Raw genomic sequence first — 17,267 nt, forward strand, 5'->3', positions numbered from 1 at the left:
AATGATAATTACATAATTTTTCTAGTTTTATAATACTTTGGTTAAATTTTACTTTCCAGCTACCAGTAGAGCCTCTTCATAGTGGAATGATATACGTAAAATATGCCAACTTACCCGCTTAAGCCATCGAACACCTTCTAGGTAATCTGTGCCCTCTTGTACATCTATCTCTCCTCGTGCTATTTTTGCTACAATCATTCTCCTGTATGGCTTTAGCTGTTTGTAAAGTGCTGACTTACTCATTTGTGCCTGTTTACTCATTTTATGCCACTGCTGCGACATCATAGTTTCTATGATTGATTTAATTGCCAATGTTATGATCTCACGCTCTTTAGTAAAGTGCTTGTTATATCTAAGTGTTTTTGCTCGATTCTCTTCCTCTTCACATCTCTCATGTAGTCTTTGCATATGATCTAGAGTATGTATCATCGCCACCAGCCTTTCCCACTGTACCCCAGACTCACTTTCTAGCGAGATTTTATCAATATAGGTATGTGTTTTATCAAGAGCTTTTTGGAGTTGTACTAAATCAGCTCTTTTACTCTGTGTATCACCCAATATTGCATTTATATGGCTTAAGAGTGCTATTATTTCTGTATAAACAGTGTTTTGGACAGCGGTTAATGCCATGCTTGGTTGTTCAAGTAGCTGAGTGTCTAAAGTATTTGTGTATAGTGATTTTTTTTCTGGAATAAGTTTAGTCATAAGAGAAGCAAAATTGTTGGTAAATGGTAAAATAATCATTAGTCCTAATATATTAAAAGTAGTATGAAAAGCAACAAGTGAGATTTCTGCATTTTCGCTGATTGCAGTTGGAAAAAAGTTCCCAATTACCATTGTAAAAGGTGTAATTAAAAATACAGCACCAACAGCCGTTAAAATATTATAAATGACATGTGAAAACCCGGTACGGCGAGCCTCTATAGATTGTCCAATTGTAGCAAGAGCTGCTGTCACCGTAGTCCCAACATCCATCCCTATTACTAGTGCTGCAGCTTGTTCAAAGTTGATTGTTCCAGCAAAAAGAGCACTTAGCGCTACTGCTACACCGGCGCTTGAAGCTTGAGTTATAATTGTGAAAATTATTCCAATACTAATAAGTTGCAGTCGTCCAATAAATGTGTCCGATGGGAGTTGTTCAGGAGTAATAAGGTTTGTAAAACCACTCATACCTTGCTGCATCGTTGCTATACCAATAAAAATTAGTGAGAAGCCAGCTAGTGCATATCCAAAAGTTGCCAGACGTTTTTTTGCAAAAAGACGTAGCAGTACTCCAATGAAGACAAATAACATCATTATGCTGCTTAGATTTAGTTTAAAACCCAGTAGCACAACAATCCATCCTGTAACTGTTGAACCGATATTTGCACCAAAAATTATACCAAGTGATTCAGAATAAGTAATCAGACCGGCTCCAACAAAGCCAACGGCAGCAGCAGTTGTAGCGCTTGAAGATTGCAGAATTGTAGTTGTAATTGAACCAGTAAGCGCACCGCTAAGAGGAGAGTGTGTAAAACGCATCAGTGCTGAACGCATCGCAGCACCAGCCAAAATTCTCAGACTATCAGTCATAACAACTATACCCAATAGTAAGAGTCCCAACCCTCCTATAGCTTGAAGAACAGATTCATAATTTTCTATCAAGAAGTTTATACTCATAGTTTAAATCTCTTTATACACTTATATTTTGCACCGTCTGAAGAGAGATTGCTATCCATGAGTTGCATAGTAGTCTCAATCGTTCCAATACTCTTCCCTTCATACTTACTAAGCATATCATTGAAAGCTTTTTTATCTTTCATCTCTTTTATTCGCATCAATGTTACATGTAAAATATATGGTTTTATTTGAGGCAGTGAAAAGGAAGAGCAAATGCAAGAGTTAAGTTTCTCAAGTTTAGGGCTTGTAGTTGTGGCATAAAGAATGTTGTTGTGAGAAAAGTATCCTAAAGATGTAAGCTCTAAAGGTTCAATCTCTTCAATAACTTCTGGCAATCTTTTAAGCAGTTCATTTACACCATATGTATTGCCAAAAAAACACACCGTTACATGTAGGTTTTCACTATCCACCCAACGTCCTTTTATAATTTCCGAAAAATCAGATTTAAGTGCGTCATAGTCATTAAGTTGCGCTTTTAGAGCTAAAAATATACGGTTCATAGCATTGAGTATATCATAGTGGAGTTTAAAATTATTTATAAATTGCAAAATAAAATATTAAATAACATAGTTTACTTTAAGCTATAGTGAACTATCATAATGAAATTATATTTAAAGGATATACAATGTTAGATAAGAAACAAGTCAAGAAAATCGTAAAAAAAGAGTTGAAAGCTATGTTAAAAAAAGAGCTAAAACAAGATGTTAAAAAAGATGTTAAGGGGTTCAAGAAAAAAGATAGGTTAGAGAAAGAGTCTAAGAAAAAGAAGTAACATATTTTAATATTTGGTATGGAAATAGAGAGTTGAGTTACAACTCTAGAATGACGATTTCTCGCCATTCTAAGTATACTACTTAGCTAGTTCTTCCAAGGCTTTTTTTATAGCCAACGGAAGAGGTAACTCTACCTTATCACAATCATCTTCAAGGCAACATCCGCACGTGGTTCCTGCGTCAGTCTCTTCCATAATAGCATCTAAGTTATCACCATGTTTTTTAACAGCCTCTTTAATAGCATCATATTCAATTTCATTACATTCGCATACTAACATAATCTTTCTCCTTATATTTGAGTAAAAGTAGAGCCTGGAACTCCACATACTGGACATTTTTCAGGTAGTTCACCCAACTCTATATAACCACATGTAGGGCATAGATAGATATTTACTTCGTCTAAATCTTTTCCATCTCTTACAGCCTGAAGTGCTTTTTGGTAAAGCTCTGCATGTACTTTTTCAGCCTCAAGCGCATAGCCAAACATCTTTTTTGCTTTATGGTTGTCTTTAACTGCTTGTTCATGCATTGGAGGGTACATGTCTTCAAATTCATAAGTCTCTCCGCCAATAGCAGCTTCGAGATTTTCTATGGTTGAACCAACTTTGTCCATCGCTTTTAAGTGACCCTCGGCATGTATCTTCTCGGCCTCCGCTGTTGTACGAAATAGCTTTGCAATATTTGCAAAACCATCTTTTTGTGCTTTTTTAGCAAAAGCACTATATTTTTGATACGCTTGGCTCTCTCCGCAAAATGCGGTATCTAAGTTCTCTTCTGTAGTTGGCATAACACTTCCTTAAAATAATTTATAAAAAAAAAGAATACTCTTTGAGTTATTGTATCTCTGTTGAACTTAAATGAAAATAATTATTTTTTATTTTAATGTGTCATCTTTTTCTTGAGTAAATTAGCTTGCTCTTGCTATAGCTTTTTCAAAAGCATCCAAGTGGCTCAAACTTCCATTTTTTAAGTTTTCGTAAGTATTTACAACATCAGACGGCATTCCCTCTGCTGCTTTGTCAAGGTCTTCAATATCTGTAACCTCAATAAGACGACCAACTTTTAGTGCTTCAAGTAAAGAGACTTGGCCAAGCTCAATACACTGATTATACAACTCTTGCATACTGTGAAGTTCAAACTGCCCAACATAATTCTCATCAAGTGATAGGTTTACACTAGATGTGTCAATTCCATAACGCTCACAAAGTACCTGTGCAGATAAGATATGCTCTTGTTCTGAAATCTGGATGTTTGCAAAAGTAGTCTCCTGCGTATATATTTTACCTAAAGTCATATAAACATCTCTCGCCACTTTTTCTTCTTGAAAAATAAAGAAAAGTGTATCTTTTTGCTCATCAGTCAACTCAATAGTAGTACCACCACCCCGTTTTCTACCACCTGCCGCAAATGCAGAAGACGCAACAACTACGACACCTACACCTAAACTTCTCATAAATTTTCTACGTGTGAAATCTGTAATTTTAGTTTTCATAATACATCCCTTTTATTTACTGTCATAGTAAGTATAATATAAGAGAGTTAGTTAAGTATAAGCAAGGCGTGAAAGATAATTAATATTGTTTAATTTTATTTTATTTTAATATTTATTACCTTATACTTCCTGACGTAGAATTTAAGTGTTGGTATTTTATTGTTTACCTTTACCTTTACCTTTACCTTTACCTTTACCTTTACTTTCTACTAAATTTCTAGTGAGGAGTTAGCTATGCTAATTACAAAATATGACCCGTTCCAAGATTTGAAAGAGATTAATAAAAGATTTTACAATCTTAGCAGTGCGTTTCCAAAGTTGGATTTAGATTTTGAGTCGTCAATTTCAGGTTTTGTCCCTGTAGTGAATACACGTGAGGGTGAGTTTGCATACCATGTTGACGTGGATCTTCCCGGTGTAGAAAAAGATGACATAAAAGTGGATGTTGAAGATAATGTATTAAAAATTTCCGGAGAGAGAAATTTTAAAAAAGAGGTAAAAGAGGAAGATTATTACAAGGTAGAGACATCATTTGGGAAGTTTCAAAGAAATTTCACTTTGCCAAACAATGTAGATGCTGAAAATATCAGTGCATCATCAAAAGACGGGGTTCTTGAGGTGATTGTTCCTAAAGTTGATGTCAAAAAAAGTAAAAAAGATATTAAGAAAATAAAAGTAAAATAGGTTTTCATAATGAACTCTATTAATGATACTTTAAAAATTATAGGTTCTATACTTATTGTTGTGCTGTTGTGGCAGGGGTACATGATATATGAGCTCAAAAACACTATTGATGGCTCCAGCCACAGCAAAAGTTCAGTCGCAGTAGAGTTGTTGCAAAGTCCAGGTATTGTCAGGCTCGATCCTTTTAGGGAATTTCAAACAATGCAACAGGAGTTTGACAGGGCTTTTGGTAGATTCAACTCTTTTTTTGCTAACGATAACTCTTTTAAATTGGCTTTTGAGAACTTCTCATATAAGCCCTTGCTTGACATGTTCTCAAGCGGTGAAGAGTATGTTATTAAAACTGATATTCCAGGCGTTAAGAAAAGCAATATAGATATAAAAGTGGAAAATAACTTATTGACAATAAAAGCAGAGGTGAGTGAGTCTAAAGATAGCAACTCTACAAGTTTCATAAGTAAAGAGCGGTATGTGAAAAAGTTTGCGAGAACTATCTCTCTTGCAGATGATGCCGATGTTTCAAAGATGAAAAGTGACTACATTGATGGTGTGCTAACTGTTACAATTCCAAAAAAGTAGGGCACTATTTAAATTAGACCCTGAATCGAGTTCAGGGTGACAAAAGGCTTAAGCAGGGTGACGAATAGACCGACATCACTGCAAACATAAGCCACCGTCATTCCAAACTTGATTTGGAATCTAATGCATTATAATATATGGCTCTGCCGTAAAACTATCTAAGACCTAGTCTCCAAATCTGTAACCACTTTATGCATTTTGTAGAGTGAGTCAGGGTTTAGGGATATTGAGTCGATAGAGTTTTCTACTAAAAACTCTGTAATCTCCGGGTAGTCTGATGGCGCTTGACCACAGATGCCAATGTACTTACCCTCTTTTTTGCAAGCATCAATAGCCATCTTTAGCATTCTCTTGACAGCCTCATTCCTCTCATCAAATATATGGTCTATCTTTGAACTCTCACGGTCAATCCCGAGCGTTAGCTGCGTTAAGTCGTTTGAGCCAATGGAGTAGCCGTTAAATATTTTTAAAAACTCATCTGCCAAGATAACATTAGCCGGTATTTCGCACATTGCATATATCTCAAGTCCATTTACCCCTTGAATAAGCCCTTTTGAGTTCATGATATCTATAACTTTTTTACCCTCATCCGGTGTGCGAACAAAAGGAATCATAATTTTAATATTTTTAAGACCCATATCGTCACGTACCCGTTTTAATGCTTCACACTCCCACTCAAAAGCCTCTTTATAGCTTTTATCATAGTATCTGCTAGCCCCACGAAACCCTATCATAGGGTTCTCTTCAACTGCCTCATAAGCAAGACCTCCAAGCATGTTGCGGTACTCATTACTCTTAAAATCGCTGCATCTTATAATTACCGGTTTCGGGTAAAAAGCGGCCGCAATTGTGCCGACACCTTCGCTTAATTTTTGCAAGAAGAACTCCTTTGAATCTCTAAATGGAGTCATAAAAGTGCGGATTTTGGCATCATCCTTAACCGGTTTTCCTTTGTGCATATCTACAAGCACCATTGGATGGGCGTTTATGGAATTAGTCATAATAAACTCCATGCGGGCAAGTCCGACACCATCATTAGGCATTTTGGCAAGGTTAAAAGCTTCTGCGGGATTGCCAACATTCATATAAAGTTTAGTTTTAGTGGGGGTAAGATTGCTGATATCAATTTTATTTACCGAGTATGGGAGTTCACCCTCATATATGTAACCCTCATCTCCCTGAGAACAGCTAACAGTAACGCTAACACCACTCTCTAACACATCTGTTGCGTTAGTACATCCAACAACGGCAGGTACTCCAATTTCACGAGCAACTATTGCAGCATGACATGTACGGCTTCCGCGGTTGGTTACAACTGCTGATGCTTTTTTCATGATAGGTTCCCAATCAGGGTTTGTAGTGTCGGCAACTAAAACTTCACCCTCATTAAAATAGGCAAATTCAGATGTATCATTTATGATTCTTATTTTCCCTCTGCCGATTTTATCGCCAACAGCACGTCCGGATGCAAGTATCTTGGCATCTTCCGTCAGAGCAAGAGAATATTTCTCAATGCTTATGTCATTTTTTTGTTTGCTTTTTACGGTTTCAGGTCTTGCTTGAACAATATATAGTTTGCTATCGTTTGCATCTTTCGCCCACTCGATATCCATAGGACAATTGTAGTGATCTTCGATAATTATCGCCTGTTTGGCCAAGCTAATAACTTCACTATCATTAATTGAAAAACTGTTTTGCTCCTCTTTGCTTGTTTGGACGTTGTACGTTCTATCTCCATTATCAGCATAAAGCATCTTCTCTTTTTTGCTCCCAAGAGAGTGTTTTAAGATAGTCTCTATGCCATTTTTCAGAGTAGGTTTAAAGATGAAAAATTCATCTGCATTTACCCGTCCGCTGACTACATTTTCACCAAGTCCCCATATAGAGTTAATGAGCACTAAACTATCGCTGCCACTCTCTGTGTCAATTGTAAACATAATACCACTTGATGATTTATCACTACGAACCATCTTTTGCACACCTACTGAGAGGGCAACTTTAAGGTGGTTAAAACCACGACTTGTCCTGTAGCTTATAGCACGGTCTGTAAACAAAGATGCAAAGCACCTTTTAACACTCTCAAGTAACATATCAGTTGTGTTAACATTTAAAAAGGTCTCTTGCTGTCCTGCAAAACTTGCATCTGGCAAATCTTCTGCAGTGCCTGATGAACGTACAGCAACATCAATACTGTCTAGACCATACTCTTGGGAGAGAGTTTTATATGCCTCTTGAAGTTCATCAATTAATTGTTTTGGAAGATGTGAATCAAGAATTAGTCTGCGAACAGCCAGACCTCTTTTTTGAAGGTTCTCAGTGTCAGAGATATCAAGGTCGCTCAATATCTCTGTAATTGAGTTTTTTATATTGTTTTCTTCTAATAGTAACCAGTAGGCCTCACTTGTTGTAGCAAAACCATTAGGAATGTTTATTCCCTTAACAGTTAGATTCTTATACATTTCCCCAAGTGATGCATTTTTGCCGCCAACCGTTGGAATATCATCTATTGTAAGTTCTTTAAAGAAGCGAATATATTGCATAATATAACCTTTAAAAATATTTAATACTATTTTATCATAATCAATGGTTACTATAAAGGCTAAAACAAAAATATAATAAAAAAAGTTAAGCACAGCTTGTCATAAAACTTATGACTTTTGGCTACAATTTTACATGTCTAAAAAAAATAAAAAAAATAGTAAAATAAATCAGAAAATCAGAAAATACTTTGATGATGACCCTTTTGATGTTGGAATCGAGAGGGTAAGTTCTGAGACCTTAAGTGAGCTTTTTCACACTCTTGGCATCTATGATATTGAGCATAATAGAGATTTATTAATAAAAACAGCTAGAATGATATGGAGTGAAGCAGATGTTGAGTTCCGCGCTGATGTTTTAAACTTTTTTGCCTCAAATGGTACTGTCTACAGATCAAATGCTCCTAAAGAACCAAATCTCGATAGAGAAGAGAAAATAGATTTAATCCTGCAAGAGCTGAATGTATCTAATGATGAGGCAGCTCTGCTTCATGAGCTATATGCTGAAGTTAGAAGTAAGAAGATTACTACAAGCAAGGTGGAGTCAAAACTTCGTCACATTCGATTTAGCATCAAAAAGGAGAGACTTCAAAAAGCTCTTGATGGCGTTTTTGATATAGATGACTCTTTGGAGTTTAATGCCTCTTTGCACTATGTTCTTTATGCTCAAAGTTTTCATAAAATACTTACGTTAAACACTAAGCAATATGATTACGAGTATCTTCAAGATACAGATGAGTCGGTGCTCATTAGTGAGATTAGCGAAGAGAAAGAGAGAGTTGTATCCCTTAAGCAAGATGAGATAAACAACTTTATAAAAAATTTACCAGACCCTCATAAGCATTTAACGCAAAAAGAGATAGCAAGTGCCCTGCGTGCTTCACCTCCAAAAACGAAGCTATCTTACCCTATGATTAAAAACAGTGTACTTGAAGATATAATGAAAAAATCACTTGGAGTTGTTGAAATAGAAGTTCATGATGAAGAGCTTTTAGTCGGGCTAAAACAGATTTTTAAACTTCCACATTCAGATAAAGAACATGAGTATAATTTAGAGTTACATGTAGCCCTGAATTCACTTTTAGAAGATATTTGGAAATCTGAAGAGCTGGACTTTAGTGAGGTTATTCAAGAATCAAAAAATGAATATGAAAATCAGTTTTTAAATGACTTAGAGAGCATAGTAGATGAGTGCAGAAAATATGCGACACTTCTGCACCTTAGTGAGCTGGAACTGCATTCAAGAGTTTATAGCCTTTTGCTTGACTTACTTCCACAATCTTTAAATATAACACCAAAAGTAATACGAAAAACAGTAAGAAGGTTTGTCCACAGCACTCATGACCAGATAATTAAAAAACAGAGACATGCTCTGCTTGCAAGAACGATTAGAGATTTTAAAAACCTCTTTCCTCAGGCTAGAAGTATGAGAAGAAAGCTCACACTTCACATAGGACCTACAAATAGCGGTAAAACTTACGAGGCGATGAAGAAGCTGGAGTATGCTGATACAGGCTACTATCTTGCTCCTCTTAGGCTTCTTGCACTTGAAGGGTATGAGTCTCTCAAAGAGCGAGGCATATCAGCATCTCTTATAACAGGTGAAGAGCAGATTTTAGATGTAGATGCAACACATATAAGCTCAACCATAGAGATGATAAATTTTGATGTTGATGTCGATGTTTGTGTGATTGATGAGGTTCAAATGCTAGATGACCGTGACCGTGGATGGGCATGGGCAAATGCAATTATCGGAGCACCTGCCAAAGAGGTGATAATGACAGGCTCTGTAAATTCAAAAGATGCGATTATTGCACTTGCGGAGTACCTTGGAGAAGAGCTTGAGATAGTTGAATTTGAGAGAAAAAATCCCCTTACACTTCTAGAGACTCCAACAAATGTAAAAGATGTTGAAGAGGGGACAGCAATTATTGCCTTTAGTAGAAAAGATGTTTTAAGACTAAAGCAAAGTTTCGTGGCTTATTTTAGAGTAAGTGTTGTGTATGGAAACCTCTCTCCTGAAGTGAGACGTGAAGAGGCTAGAAGATTTAGGGCAGGGGAGACAGAGATACTAATAGCTACAGACGCGATTGCCATGGGGATGAATCTACCTATAAGAACTATACTTTTTTCTAAGGCTGAAAAGTTTGATGGAGTGACTCAAAGAAATCTATTGCCATCAGAAGTTCATCAAATTTCAGGTCGTGCGGGAAGGTTCGGATTGCATGAAGAAGGGTATGTTGGAGCTTTAACTTCAGACGTCTTGGGTATAGTTAAAAAGAACTTTGTTAAAGAGGCAAAAACTATCACTATACCTTTTAAAGTTATGGCAAATCTAGAACACATAAAGCTTGTAGGAAGCATTTTAGAAGAAAATTCATTAAGTGAAATATTGCAGTTCTTTGCTAAAAACATGGAGTTTAACGGTCCATTTATAGCAGGTAATTTAGATGATATGTTAGAAGCTGCTTTAATAGTTGATACTTACGATTTAGATATAGCTACGAAATACCATCTTGCATGTGCTCCTCTTACTTTAAAGTCTCCATATATTGTAGGAGCTTTTGAGAGATACTTAACAGCACTGGAAAAGAATATGCCTGTTTCATATGTAGAACCACACCTTGCTGGAAGTTTTGCTCAAACATCAGATGAACTTTTACGTGCAGAGGACATGGTAAAAGAGATTTCACTCTATCTTTGGCTTAGCTATAGATTTCAAGATTATTTCTTGGATGCACATAAAGCTCGTATATCTAGAGGTGTTATAAATAGGTACATAGAAGAATCCCTGCAACAAAGTCATTTAGCTTCAAGATGCAGAATGTGTCAGGTGCCTTTGCCTCTTAATACAAAGTACAGTATCTGCCAGTCGTGCTTTAAAAGACACTACACTACAATGGGAACCAGAGGTCGAAAGAGAAGCTAAAGTAAGTTTGAATAATTTATGACTTGGTTACGACCATTATTTTTTGCTCTGTAGAGTGCTTTATCGGCATTATCTAAAATAGTTTTCGCATCAATCCCTTTTGTGCTGCTAGCAACTCCAAAGCTGGCAGTTTTGTGCCCTACGGTTGTGAAATCAAACTTTTCTATAGACGTTCTTAACTTTTCAGCTACTGACATTGCACCATTAGCATCTGTCTCAATACAAATTATAATAAACTCTTCTCCACCCCATCTTCCAACATAATCTGTAGCTCTTGCATTGTTCTTTAAAATTAATGCAAACTCTTCTAAAACAGTGTCCCCTACCAAGTGTCCATGAGTGTCATTAATGGATTTAAAGTGATCTATATCAATGATAATTATAGAAAAGACACTATTATTTATATATCTGTTAATTCTTTGTATTTCAATGTCGATAATTTCATCAATTTTAACTCTATTGTAAAGTTTAGTTAGTGAGTCAAGAACGTATAAGCTCTTCAATTCCTCCTTTGTGGCAACCAACTCTTCATGCTCTTGATGAAGTTTATTTATAAATAGGTTGATAGATTTTGTGACATCTCCTAGTTCATCATAGGATACAATGCAGAGTCTTTTATTAAAATCTGCATCACCAGATGCTATTTGTCTTGTCTCTTCTACAATTTGGTTTATCCTAAACTTGAAATCTTGAGAGATGTAAACTGTAACAATAATGGAAACTGAAAGCCAAAGTATAAATATATAACTTCCGTTTGATATGACAGAATTAGAATTTTCATATATTGAATTCATATTTTGTTCAATTTTATCTTTGAGCTTTAATTTTAAATTATTAAATAGCTCATAAATGTTATTATATTTTTTTACAAGTAACGCAGTATCACTGTTGATATTCTCATAGTTATAGTTACTGTTTATTAATTTGGTGGATACTTTTTTAGCAGTTATATAATAGTCCTGAAATGAATTCAAAACCCTTTTAATATCATCCCCATAATCAGTAGCAAAATGTTTTTCTAGATTGGTTTTAATTTCATTTGCGTAAATATCTGAATTAGCAATCCAATCTAACTCTTTTGCAACTACGGCACTGTTTAGCTCATTGAGTATTTGTTCTAAAAGTGATATATTATTAAAAGTACACTCATGCAGATGTATTAGTTCAGCATTGATCTCTTGCATATCAGAGTTCATTTTGAGTGTGTTTGAGAGAATAAAAAAATAAAAAGGTAAGATAGATATAATCCCTATTAAAGGGACTAGAAGATTTTTTTTCAATAGCGATAATGAATTATAATATACAATTAGTTTTTTCATAATTTAGCTAATCTGCCTCATATATTACTTTCCAGTTCTCTTTTAAATCTTTTTTTTCAATAAATGCTATAGTATTTAAATTATTAAGTTTTTTCACAATTTCATCGTTATTAAATTTTCGAGAGATTGCTTTTTTACCTTTAAAAACCAATCTAGTCCAGTAACTATTATATTGAGACATTGACTTGTTTAAGATTTTATTTACAAATTTTTCACATAATTTTTCATTTTTGCATAGTAAAGGTTCAATGGTTATATTATTTATCTTATTGATTTTAGCTAAGTATATAGACTTTATTGACTCTTTGGATAAACTATTTATATTGGAGTCTTTATTGGTAACTATAACAATGTTTGCATGAAGAAGATAAGTAGTTATAAATAAAAGTAAAATGTATCTCATAATCATCCTTGCCTATATAATGTAATTAAAAGAAACTATTGTACCATAATTAATAAAAAATCACATTATATACCTATGTTATTTTGCAATTTGTGATTACTGAGTGTATAAAATATACTCAATTGCTTCTAAAAGTTCTTCATTTGTGGTTTTATTTGCACAAGCGTAGCCAAGTGATGCTCCAGCTCCTACACCCTCTTTTGCTTCACCATCATCATATTTTTTTAGTATTGGTATGGCAGCTTTTTCAAATGAAAAGCTTGTATAAACGGCGTGAGGCTTATAACTTAGAAGAGAGAGGATATGAGCTATGTCTGAGTGCTCGTCATTTGCCACCCAAGAGGTAGTTGCTAGAGTGATATTGTCACTTTTTACCCGCATTAAAACATCTTCTCTAAGGGCATCTGCTACAAGCAGACAGGCTGCCATTTGAGTTCCTCCTGCTAGAACTATATGGAATCTTCTTGAAGCTTCAAGCAAAAAACCGGCACAAAAGATAAGCATATTATCACTTACATGTGAGAGTTTCTCAAATTTGTCCATATCTTCATTTATAAGTGAGAGGGCTTTTTGGATAGTTTCATCTTTGATGGAGTTTGGTACATTTAAAAAACTAGAAGAGAAGTCATTCTTGCATTCATATCCCAAAGCCAAGGCAGTTGCAGTGGCTGTGGTAGTTCCGCTTGGAGTACTCTCTGCAAGTATTAGGTAGCTACCCTTTAGTTCATAACTTTTTCCAGCTTTCATACCTTTGTGAAAAATATCTCTTGCATCTATATTTGCACCAGTGACGATGGAGTCTGATGGTGAAATGCCAAAACTTTGACATGTAGTATTTTGAGGAGATATATTAAGACCTAGATTTAAAATCTCTATGGAGCTAAAAGGTGTCAGGTTATGAACCGCTCTTGTAATAATAGCCGGAGTTGGAACACCTGTCGGAGTCTCCGCAAGCTCCCCTAAAGAGAAAACTTTTTGGCTTGTTATAAACTCTGCATCTAGTGTCGGCGTAAGAGGAATCATACCGGGGATTCCAGCCTGAGTTATCCCCTCTATCTCACATGTCCTTGTAACTGAGGCAGCTAAAAGAAAGTCTGCTTTGCCAACTGGCAGAGAATCCTCTTCATTTGTAAAAATATTATATGTTTTCAATTATCAAATCTCCGTAATCTATTTTAATGCTAAATGCTTCTTCTAGTGTTATGTTTTTTATTATACTCAGAAGAACTCGTATAACGCCTGCGTGAGTTACAACCAATATATGCTCTTTGTTTAGAGTTGGAAGATACTCTAAAAAAAACTTTCTCACCCTTTTGATATACTCTTCGTATGGCTCCCCGTCAAGGGCGTCAATCCACTGCAAAAAATCTATATACTTTATCTCTTTTTGGGCAATAATATCATCAAACTTCATCCCCTCATGTTTTCCCCAAAACTTCTCTCTTAGTTTGTCGGTGTATATAATATTTTCTTTATGCACAGAGTATTTGATACTCTCTTTGGCACGGAACAGGTCTGAACAAAACATAGCATCAAAGTTTATAGAGTCTAAGCTTTTTGCTAACTCTTTTGCCTGCTTATGACCTCTTACAGATAAACCTATGTTGTTATGTCCGTTATAGCAACTATGATATGCCTCATCCACCTCTGCATGTCGAACTAAGGTTATTTGCATTAAGACAATATTCCAAAGAGTACAATGTTAAGCAGAACCAACTCTGTCACTTCGATTGTAAAACCATATGTGTCGCCTGTAAAACCACCGTATCTCTTTATGAAAAATCTTTTTATAACAAACAAAACTAACAATGAGCCGAGAAGAAGTATAAAGCCCTTCCACATAAGGACTAAAACTAAAGAGTAAAACAGTGCTATAAACATTTGTGTTTTACTAAGTTCCTCTTTTGCCAATGTGCTCATACCGCTTGGAGTTACATAAGGGTAGTTGTAAATTGCTAAAACAGCATTAAGTCTTGAGAGCATTAAAATTGCCGGTAAAAGATAGAGCAGCTCCTCATAGTCTGTAAGAAACAAAGAGAGAGATGAGGCTTTTAGTATAAGAAAAGTTACTGTTAAAATCATCCCCATACCGCCTACATGTGGCTCTTTCATAACTTCTAAAGCCTTGCTTTTGTCTACATAAAGCCCATCTATCGTATCACTAAAACCATCAAGATGAAGAGCTCCCGTGAGAACTACCCATAGAGCAAAAATGAGAATTCCCAAGTGGGTTGATGATATGTATGGAGACAAAAGTAAATAAGCCGCCCACAAGATTGAACCTAGTAAAACCCCAATAAGAGGGTAAAACATAGCCGCATGACCGTTTATACCTTTGTGGAAATTGTGAACTTTGAAAAAAGGGAGAGTAGTTAACATTGAGAGTGCGAGTGCGAAACCTCTGAAAATATTTTTCATTTAATCCTCGTTGATATGCCGGCGATGGTGTGGTAGACTTCATCACAATCAGAAGCTATCAGTTGAGATAGTTTCCCGCTGATGTCTACAAACTCACGTGCTAGTTTATTGTCAGGTATTATGCCACAACCAACATCATTTAAAACAAAAACTATCGTTTTATCAAGCTTTAAAACAGACTCTAACTCTCTAACCATATCTTCAAAACTTCTTTTATGATGTAGCATATTATTAATCCACATGCTGACACACTCAACTAAAACAGAACTCTTACATGTAGAGACAATTTTTAGTATTTCTAGCGGCTCTTCAATGGTCTCAAACTCATCTGCTCTACTTAGTTTATGAGCTTCTACCCTTGTTCGCATCTCTTCATCTATAAACTCAGTTGTTGCCAAATAGACGGGCTTAGGAAAATGGCTGTTTTGCAATATGTATTTTTGCGCATTAAGTGATTTTCCGCTTTTTATACCACCTATAAAAAGAGTTTTTTTCACTCTAGCACTCCTCGGATACAAGTTGATTCCGTCCGGCCTTTTTTGCAATGTAGAGAAGTTCATCAACACGTTTTAAAATTGCGCTCTCATCCATTTTGCAATCTGGTGTTACATTTAAAAGTCCCAAAGATATGGTGAGAACATCGTCGGTTAGGCTCGAAGTGTGCTCTATATTAAGGTTTTTTACCGACATCAGTATCTCTGAAGAAAATATTTTTGCCTCATCAAAGCTTTGCTCATCGGAATAGATGACAATAAACTCCTCTCCCCCGATTCTAAAAAGGTAGTCACTTGGGCGTTGCAGTTTAAGAGAGACCTGAGCAACCACTTTTTGCAATGCTTCATCCCCTTTTATATGTCCGTAGGTGTCATTATATTTTTTAAAATAGTCTATATCAAACATTGCCACACAAAACATTTTGCCGTTACGTCTTGCACGTCTGAGCTCTTTGTGGAACATCTGGTTAAAGAAACGGCGATTATAAGCTTGTGTCAGTTCATCTTTTATAGAGATCTCTTCGATGAGTTTTTGACTGGTTATATTTTCTATAATTGAGGTAAAGCCGGTTATTTTTTCATTCTCGATTATCGGGGTAATATTGTTTCTTATCCAATACTCATCTCCGTTTTTGCGTATATTTTTTAAAATGCCCGTCCAATTTTTGCCATGCAAAATAGTACGCCACATATTTTGATGAAATGATACAGGAGTCTCTTCACTCTTTAAAATACGGTGGTTTTTTCCAATAAGCTCATCTCTGCTGTAGCCTGTTAGCTTTGCAAAGGCTGTGCTGACTTCAATGATATTTCCGTCAATATCGGTTCTAGACATGCATACAAACTTGTCTATAATATCTATTTTATTCACTAAATTGTTTTTAAACTTCTCCAGCTTTTCATGAAGCCTTAGCGGATATCGCGATAGTATTATGGCAATTGGAAAAGATATGCCGAAAACTATTATACTCATAACTAAAATATAATCTATTATATCTTTTGTGTGCTCAATAAGCTTTTGAGTTTTCTCTTCTAGTACGATTTTTAACCCTTCACCATTCTCAATTATGTCAGATATTTCAATATAAGACTCTTTTGTCTGAAAAAACAAATTTAAAAAAAAGTTATTCTTGTATTCTTTTATTGAACAACTGATGCCTTTATCGTTATAAAGGTATCTTGTCCATTTTCTTTTGCTTTCATCGCATCCATTATGGTTGTTGTACAGGGTATAAGAGTCTTTGTCAATTATAGCCATATTGAAAAGTTCTGACGCAGTAGCTTCTTCTAAAATCTTTTTCATGAAAATATTAATGATTAAAATACCTTTGAACTCATTGTTGACATAGTATGCTTTAGCTACTCGCAGTGTTGGAACAATTGGCTGCACAATTTTGCCATGTTCAATATTTAGGTCTACATTTGAAAACCAAACTCTATCTTTTTCAATATTTTTTGTCTCTTTAAAGTAATAGCGCTCTGCTTTATTTTGAAGATTTTTTTTATCTATTTCATAAGGCACACTACCAGATGAGTCTCTCTCAATTCTGATTGACTCATATCCATTATTGTCAATAAATCTAAACTGCATTATTATTGGGTTTGAGTGGGTAATAGCCATCATAATACTGGTAATATGCTCTTTTGTCTGGTTTATATCTTGTAAATCATTACGTATAAAAGCTTCAAACTCTGAAGTTTGTTCCACCGCAGTAAGATAGTTTTTAAAGTTATTAGTCTGTGAGCGTATAAACTCTTTCTTATAAAAAAGAGTATTTTTTGCAGAAGTTTCAAACTCTTTATGAATTGCGTTTAGTTGGTAATAACCACTTACAAATATAGAGACAGCTGAGATAATAAAACCAACAAAAACAAATAGTAAGATAAGAATAAAACGGTAGTGGTATTTACTTGTTTTAGGAATAAGTTTTGATATCAAAATTGCTCCTTATTAACTAATATTATTAAAAAATGTTTCTT

Annotated in this window: 17 protein-coding genes; 4 read left to right on the top strand and 13 right to left on the bottom strand. The window is 35.2% G+C overall.

The annotated features are described in order from the left end of the window. Positions 1-48 precede the first annotated feature (48 nt). Together HUE87_RS00320 and HUE87_RS00325 are read right to left on the bottom strand one after the other, a co-directional pair. Positions 49-1,659, bottom strand: coding sequence for a Na/Pi cotransporter family protein (locus tag HUE87_RS00320; protein ID WP_194366774.1), 1,611 nt, complete (start codon positions 1,657-1,659; stop codon positions 49-51). Further along, positions 1,656-2,159, bottom strand: a complete 504-nt coding sequence (locus HUE87_RS00325; RefSeq protein WP_194366775.1) for a 2'-5' RNA ligase family protein — start codon at positions 2,157-2,159, stop codon at positions 1,656-1,658. Before HUE87_RS00325 ends, HUE87_RS00320 begins: the two co-directional genes overlap by 4 nt. Before the next feature lie 125 nt (positions 2,160-2,284). Here HUE87_RS00325 and HUE87_RS00330 point away from each other — a divergent pair, with 125 nt between their 5' ends. Continuing rightward, positions 2,285-2,431, top strand: a complete 147-nt coding sequence (locus HUE87_RS00330; protein WP_194366776.1) for a hypothetical protein — start codon at positions 2,285-2,287, stop codon at positions 2,429-2,431. A 78-nt stretch (positions 2,432-2,509) separates the two neighbouring features. Here the strand turns inward: HUE87_RS00330 and HUE87_RS00335 are convergent, their stop codons facing one another. The 3 genes from HUE87_RS00335 to HUE87_RS00345 form a co-directional block, all read right to left on the bottom strand. Further along, entirely contained in the window at positions 2,510-2,710 is a 201-nt protein-coding gene (locus HUE87_RS00335) for a (2Fe-2S)-binding protein (RefSeq protein ID WP_194366777.1), read from the bottom strand. Positions 2,711-2,721: 11 nt separating this feature from the next. Beyond that, positions 2,722-3,219 carry a rubrerythrin family protein gene (locus HUE87_RS00340; RefSeq protein WP_194366778.1) on the bottom strand — a complete coding sequence of 166 codons (498 nt, stop codon included), beginning with the start codon at positions 3,217-3,219 and terminating at the stop codon, positions 2,722-2,724. A gap of 120 nt (positions 3,220-3,339) precedes the next feature. Beyond that, positions 3,340-3,924: a ferritin-like domain-containing protein gene (locus tag HUE87_RS00345; protein WP_194366779.1), complete on the bottom strand. Its 585-nt coding sequence runs from the start codon at positions 3,922-3,924 to the stop codon at positions 3,340-3,342. Between the two features lie 234 nt (positions 3,925-4,158). On the opposite strand from HUE87_RS00345, the gene HUE87_RS00350 reads away from it, so the two are divergent. Then, positions 4,159-4,608, top strand: a complete 450-nt coding sequence (locus tag HUE87_RS00350; protein ID WP_194366780.1) for an Hsp20/alpha crystallin family protein — start codon at positions 4,159-4,161, stop codon at positions 4,606-4,608. Positions 4,609-4,617: 9 nt separating this feature from the next. After that, positions 4,618-5,187 (top strand): Hsp20/alpha crystallin family protein, encoded by a 570-nt coding sequence (locus tag HUE87_RS00355; RefSeq protein WP_194366781.1) that lies wholly within the window; start codon positions 4,618-4,620, stop codon positions 5,185-5,187. A gap of 158 nt (positions 5,188-5,345) precedes the next feature. Here the strand turns inward: HUE87_RS00355 and ppsA are convergent, their stop codons facing one another. Then, positions 5,346-7,727 carry a phosphoenolpyruvate synthase gene (ppsA, locus tag HUE87_RS00360; protein ID WP_194366782.1) on the bottom strand — a complete coding sequence of 794 codons (2,382 nt, stop codon included), beginning with the start codon at positions 7,725-7,727 and terminating at the stop codon, positions 5,346-5,348. 133 nt (positions 7,728-7,860) lie between these two features. Between ppsA and HUE87_RS00365 the strand changes: the two genes are divergently transcribed. After that, positions 7,861-10,653, top strand: a complete 2,793-nt coding sequence (locus HUE87_RS00365) for an SUV3 domain-containing protein (RefSeq protein ID WP_194366783.1) — start codon at positions 7,861-7,863, stop codon at positions 10,651-10,653. On the opposite strand, the gene HUE87_RS00370 is transcribed toward HUE87_RS00365, so the two are convergent. The 7 genes from HUE87_RS00370 to HUE87_RS00400 form a co-directional block, all read right to left on the bottom strand. Beyond that, positions 10,650-11,837 carry a diguanylate cyclase gene (locus HUE87_RS00370; protein ID WP_194366784.1) on the bottom strand — a complete coding sequence of 396 codons (1,188 nt, stop codon included), beginning with the start codon at positions 11,835-11,837 and terminating at the stop codon, positions 10,650-10,652. The two genes, HUE87_RS00365 and HUE87_RS00370, sit on opposite strands and share 4 nt — an antisense overlap. Before the next feature lie 142 nt (positions 11,838-11,979). Beyond that, positions 11,980-12,375, bottom strand: coding sequence for a hypothetical protein (locus tag HUE87_RS00375; protein ID WP_194366785.1), 396 nt, complete (start codon positions 12,373-12,375; stop codon positions 11,980-11,982). Positions 12,376-12,471: 96 nt separating this feature from the next. Then, positions 12,472-13,527: a nicotinate-nucleotide--dimethylbenzimidazole phosphoribosyltransferase gene (locus HUE87_RS00380; RefSeq protein WP_194366786.1), complete on the bottom strand. Its 1,056-nt coding sequence runs from the start codon at positions 13,525-13,527 to the stop codon at positions 12,472-12,474. Beyond that, a complete protein-coding gene (locus HUE87_RS00385; RefSeq protein WP_194366787.1) occupies positions 13,514-14,050 on the bottom strand; it encodes a histidine phosphatase family protein in 537 nt (178 codons plus the stop codon). The genes HUE87_RS00380 and HUE87_RS00385 overlap by 14 nt, the downstream gene beginning before the upstream one ends. Then, positions 14,050-14,793 carry an adenosylcobinamide-GDP ribazoletransferase gene (locus HUE87_RS00390; RefSeq protein WP_194366788.1) on the bottom strand — a complete coding sequence of 248 codons (744 nt, stop codon included), beginning with the start codon at positions 14,791-14,793 and terminating at the stop codon, positions 14,050-14,052. Before HUE87_RS00390 ends, HUE87_RS00385 begins: the two co-directional genes overlap by 1 nt. Beyond that, positions 14,790-15,290, bottom strand: coding sequence for a bifunctional adenosylcobinamide kinase/adenosylcobinamide-phosphate guanylyltransferase (locus tag HUE87_RS00395; RefSeq protein ID WP_229855174.1), 501 nt, complete (start codon positions 15,288-15,290; stop codon positions 14,790-14,792). The genes HUE87_RS00390 and HUE87_RS00395 overlap by 4 nt, the downstream gene beginning before the upstream one ends. Before the next feature lies 1 nt (position 15,291). Further along, on the bottom strand, positions 15,292-17,226 hold the full coding sequence (locus tag HUE87_RS00400; RefSeq protein WP_194366790.1) for a sensor domain-containing diguanylate cyclase: 1,935 nt from the start codon (positions 17,224-17,226) through the stop codon (positions 15,292-15,294). Between the last annotated feature and the right edge of the window lie 41 nt (positions 17,227-17,267).

Origin of the sequence: Candidatus Sulfurimonas marisnigri, assembly GCF_015265475.1 — a bacterium.
Classification (GTDB): domain Bacteria; phylum Campylobacterota; class Campylobacteria; order Campylobacterales; family Sulfurimonadaceae; genus Sulfurimonas; species Sulfurimonas marisnigri.

Coding starts and splice junctions, on each gene's coding strand:
- HUE87_RS00325 (WP_194366775.1), bottom strand. CDS start 2,159: ATGAACCGTATATTTTTAGCTCTAAAAGCGCAACTTAATGACTATGAC.
- HUE87_RS00320 (WP_194366774.1), bottom strand. CDS start 1,659: ATGAGTATAAACTTCTTGATAGAAAATTATGAATCTGTTCTTCAAGCT.
- HUE87_RS00340 (WP_194366778.1), bottom strand. CDS start 3,219: ATGCCAACTACAGAAGAGAACTTAGATACCGCATTTTGCGGAGAGAGC.
- HUE87_RS00330 (WP_194366776.1), top strand. CDS start 2,285: ATGTTAGATAAGAAACAAGTCAAGAAAATCGTAAAAAAAGAGTTGAAA.
- HUE87_RS00350 (WP_194366780.1), top strand. CDS start 4,159: ATGCTAATTACAAAATATGACCCGTTCCAAGATTTGAAAGAGATTAAT.
- HUE87_RS00365 (WP_194366783.1), top strand. CDS start 7,861: ATGTCTAAAAAAAATAAAAAAAATAGTAAAATAAATCAGAAAATCAGA.
- HUE87_RS00390 (WP_194366788.1), bottom strand. CDS start 14,793: ATGAAAAATATTTTCAGAGGTTTCGCACTCGCACTCTCAATGTTAACT.
- HUE87_RS00385 (WP_194366787.1), bottom strand. CDS start 14,050: ATGCAAATAACCTTAGTTCGACATGCAGAGGTGGATGAGGCATATCAT.
- HUE87_RS00370 (WP_194366784.1), bottom strand. CDS start 11,837: ATGCAAGAGATCAATGCTGAACTAATACATCTGCATGAGTGTACTTTT.
- HUE87_RS00335 (WP_194366777.1), bottom strand. CDS start 2,710: ATGTTAGTATGCGAATGTAATGAAATTGAATATGATGCTATTAAAGAG.
- ppsA (WP_194366782.1), bottom strand. CDS start 7,727: ATGCAATATATTCGCTTCTTTAAAGAACTTACAATAGATGATATTCCA.
- HUE87_RS00345 (WP_194366779.1), bottom strand. CDS start 3,924: ATGAAAACTAAAATTACAGATTTCACACGTAGAAAATTTATGAGAAGT.
- HUE87_RS00375 (WP_194366785.1), bottom strand. CDS start 12,375: ATGAGATACATTTTACTTTTATTTATAACTACTTATCTTCTTCATGCA.
- HUE87_RS00355 (WP_194366781.1), top strand. CDS start 4,618: ATGAACTCTATTAATGATACTTTAAAAATTATAGGTTCTATACTTATT.